The sequence below is a fragment of the Rugamonas sp. genome, from assembly GCF_025354735.1.
GTDB lineage: Bacteria > Pseudomonadota > Gammaproteobacteria > Burkholderiales > Burkholderiaceae_D > Rugamonas.
Genome location: NZ_JANXMI010000305.1, coordinates 1 through 3,331, shown reverse-complemented (window position 1 = coordinate 3,331; position 3,331 = coordinate 1). Strand labels below are relative to the sequence as shown.

General features: G+C 66.7%; 4 protein-coding genes and 1 pseudogene. 4 read left to right on the top strand and 1 reads right to left on the bottom strand.

Translation table 11 applies throughout. The annotated features are described in order from the left end of the window. Together Q0S71_RS25070 and Q0S71_RS25065 are read left to right on the top strand one after the other, a co-directional pair. Positions 1-466 (top strand): ATP-binding cassette domain-containing protein (locus tag Q0S71_RS25070; RefSeq protein ID WP_296001735.1); only part of this gene is annotated, 466 nt, incomplete at its 5' end. Between the two features lie 13 nt (positions 467-479). Next, positions 480-950, top strand: coding sequence for a DUF1854 domain-containing protein (locus tag Q0S71_RS25065; RefSeq protein ID WP_296001733.1), 471 nt, complete (start codon positions 480-482; stop codon positions 948-950). A 24-nt stretch (positions 951-974) separates the two neighbouring features. On the opposite strand, the gene Q0S71_RS25060 is transcribed toward Q0S71_RS25065, so the two are convergent. Then, a complete protein-coding gene (locus tag Q0S71_RS25060; RefSeq protein WP_296001731.1) occupies positions 975-1,607 on the bottom strand; it encodes a 2OG-Fe(II) oxygenase in 633 nt (210 codons plus the stop codon). A 328-nt stretch (positions 1,608-1,935) separates the two neighbouring features. Between Q0S71_RS25060 and Q0S71_RS25055 the strand changes: the two genes are divergently transcribed. Together Q0S71_RS25055 and Q0S71_RS25050 are read left to right on the top strand one after the other, a co-directional pair. After that, on the top strand, positions 1,936-2,400 hold the full coding sequence (locus tag Q0S71_RS25055; protein WP_296001729.1) for a hypothetical protein: 465 nt from the start codon (positions 1,936-1,938) through the stop codon (positions 2,398-2,400). Positions 2,401-2,585: 185 nt separating this feature from the next. After that, positions 2,586-2,885, top strand: a pseudogene (locus tag Q0S71_RS25050) (putative quinol monooxygenase); the annotation flags it as partial. Positions 2,886-3,331 lie beyond the last annotated feature (446 nt).

Sequence of the window (3,331 nt, the reverse complement as noted above, 5' to 3'; positions counted from 1 at the left end):
CAAGCCGGAAGCGACTCGCGAGCAAATCATCGCCGCCGCCCGCGCCGCCCACGCCCACGAATTCATCCTGAGCCTGCCGCAGGCCTACGACTCGATGGTCGGCGAACGCGGCCAGGGCCTGTCCGGCGGCGAGCGCCAGCGCATCTCGATCGCGCGCGCGCTGCTGATCGACCCGCGCATCCTGATCCTCGACGAGGCGACCTCCTCGGTCGATTCGGAGACGGAAAAGGAAATCCAGAAGGCGCTCGACAACCTGGTCCACGGCCGCACCACGATCGCCATCGCGCACCGCTTGTCGACGCTGCAACGCGCCGACCGCCTGGTGGTGCTCGACCGCGGCGTCGTCGTCGAGGAGGGCGCGCACGATGATTTGATGGCGCGCGAAGGCGCTTACTACCGCCTGTATCAGGCCCAGGCGCGCAACGTCGACACCGATCCCGACGACGACAGCAACAGCGGCCAATAAGAAAGAACCCGAGATGACGACGACGCAATTTGATTTGGCCCGCAACGCCTACGGCCGTTTAACGCTGACCGCCACCGACGGCCAGGTCTACGACAACGTGGTGCCGGCGCGCGCCTTCCCGGTGCAGGCGCCGCTCGAAGGCGTGGCGATGCTGACCGGCGACGGCAAGGAAGTGGCGTGGATAGACCGGCTCGACGACTTGCCGGCGGCGGTCGCCGCGCTGGTGCGCGAGGAGCTGGAGGGCCGCGAATTCATGCCCGAGATTTCCAGCATCGTCGACGTCAGCAGCTACGCGACGCCGTGCACCTGGACCGTCGTCACCGACCGCGGCGACACCGAGTTCGTGCTGCGCGGCGAAGAAGACATCCGCCGCATCGGCCTCGATACGCTGCTGGTGTCCGACGTTCACGGCATCCACTTCCTGATCCGCGACACCCACAATCTGGACAAGCACAGCAAGAAGATACTGGACCGCTTTCTGTAAGCGGGCCGCCGCGCGCTATCGTCCTTACGCGCGGCGCCGGAACCAGCCGGCCAGCGACAGGCGGTCGCGCGTGGCCGGCAGCACTTCGTGGGCCATGTCGGCCGACAGGAACAACACCAGCCGGCTGCCTTCGGGCGCGATGTCGCTGGCGGCGGCGCCGTCGGGATGCAGGCGCAGCGCGCCGCCCTGCTCCGTCAGCCAGTCCGGATTCAGATAAATCACCACCGACACGGTACGGCTGTCATCGTCGCGGAAGCGGTCCAGATGGCGCAGGTAGGACGCGCCCGGCGCGTAGAAGGCGAAGTGGCTTTCGTATTCGTCGAGGCCGAGGAACAGCGCGCGGTTCAGCGCCAGCCGCAAGTCATTCATGATGAGCAGATAGCGGTCGCAGGCGGCCGACTGTCCGGCGTTGAGCCACAGGATGCGGTCGCTGCGTATCTCCGGCCGCAATGCCTGGGCGGCGCCGCGTCCCACCGCCGCCAGCGCCATCGCGCCGCCGCCGTTGAGCGCGCGGCATTCGGCGGCCAGCGCCAGCGTCAAATCATGCGGCAGGAAAAAATTCTGCTGCGACCAGCCGTGTTCACTGAGGCAATCGATCGTCAACTGGCGCAAGGCATCGCCCGCGGGCGCGGGGACGGCAAAGGATTCTGTCAGCATGGGGTTCCTGCAAAGCCAGCGCTCAAAAATATCGCCGCTCAGCCAGGAGTGCTGATCGAACGCCGCCGCCGGCCACCGATCACGGCGCGGCGAAGACGCATTCTTGAAGCGGCCATGGTAACACCGCGCAAGCGATCGGTGCGCATCATTGACGCTCGGCAGGTGGGCTGTCGCGGCTCGTCGCATGATGGCGTGTGCCCGCGTCGACGTGAGGCGGAAAGGCCTACAATGAACCGCACCCGATCAAAGCCCACGTGCCGCCACGTCCCGCCCCCAAACCCAAGCCGACGCCACCTCAGCCCAAACCTGTGAAGAAAAGGAAATAGGAATGGAAGCGAACAAAGAACAATTGCAAGTCGATGTGAGATACGCCCAACGCCTGTGTGAACGCACCGCGCGATTTTATCGGCGCATCCAGACCAGCCTGACATTCCTGACGATGTTGGCCGGCAGCGGCGCCATTGCCGCCCTGTCGGCGCGGATGCCCGCGATCAGCACCGGGCTGGGGATCGCTTTTGCGATCTGCGTCAGCATCAATATGGCGGTCCGGCCGGCCGACCATATCGCGGCCAACGATGCGGACGTGCGCAAATACGCGGCCTTGCTGGCGAAGGCCCACGGGCTCGATGCCGCTGCGCTGGCCGGCCTGTTATCCGAAGCGCGCCTATCGGACACTGCCGAAATCGAACCGCTGCGCGCCGTCGCCTACAACGACGTCATGCTGGAAATCGACCGCCCCGACGCGCTGATCGAGCTGGGCCGCTTTCAAAAGTTCCTCGGCGCCCTGGCCTAAAGCGACGATTTAAACGCCTGGACCAGCGCCGCGCGCGGGCCGGCCCGGGCGGAGCGGTCGAGAAGATAGTAAGGTCGGGGGTCGGCGCAGTTGTGCGCCCCGATTCGGGCAGTGCGCGCACAATTGTCAGCTATGGGAGTGTCCGCCGGCGGCGGCCCGCCGCCACAATTTCAAGGAGGTGTGAGATGACAAGTCGAGCCCTGTTGGTACGCCTGGAAGTCAAGCCGGGCATGGAGGCGACGGTCGAAGATTTTCTCGTGACGGCGCGCCGCCAGGTGACGCAGGAGCCGCAGACGCGGGCCTGGTTCGCGCTGCGCTTCAGCCGTTCGCAGTACGGCATCTTCGATGCCTTCGACGACGATGCCGGTCGCAACGCGCATCTGGATGGCGCGGTCGCCGCCGCGCTGCGCGCCAAGAGCACGGAGCTGTTCGTGCGCGCGCCGGTCATCGAGCGCGTCGAGGTGCTGGCGGACAAGCTGCCGGCGACGCCGCCGGCAACGGCCGACACCAAGGGCCTGCTGCTGACCTTCCGCGCCAAAACCAACCACGATGCGCAGGCCGAACAATTCGTGCGCGACGCCCAGCCGTGGGTGCGCGACGAGCCGAAGACGACGTCGTGGTTCGCGCTGCGCATGGAGAACGGCGATTACGGCATCTTCGACGTGTTCCCGGACCAGGGTGGCCGCTTCAGCCATCTGACCGGCCATGTGCCGCGCGAGCTGGCCACGCACGCGCTGTCGCTGCTGGGCAGCATTCCGGATCTGACCATGCTCGATGTCATCGCCGAGCATTTCCAGCAAACGGGCGACGCCACCGGGTAAGGCCCGCCGCCGTCCATGCACGTGGTCGGCCATTTGCGCCGCCCACCGTACGCCGCCCCATGTACGCCACCGGCCGCCGACGCAGCAGCATCGGCAGCCGGCGTCGGCTG

Bases quoted from the DNA above. Each gene is read 5' to 3' on its own strand.
- Q0S71_RS25065 (WP_296001733.1), top strand. From the start codon at position 480: ATGACGACGACGCAATTTGATTTGGCCCGCAACGCCTACGGCCGTTTA.
- Q0S71_RS25060 (WP_296001731.1), bottom strand. From the start codon at position 1,607: ATGCTGACAGAATCCTTTGCCGTCCCCGCGCCCGCGGGCGATGCCTTG.
- Q0S71_RS25055 (WP_296001729.1), top strand. From the start codon at position 1,936: ATGGAAGCGAACAAAGAACAATTGCAAGTCGATGTGAGATACGCCCAA.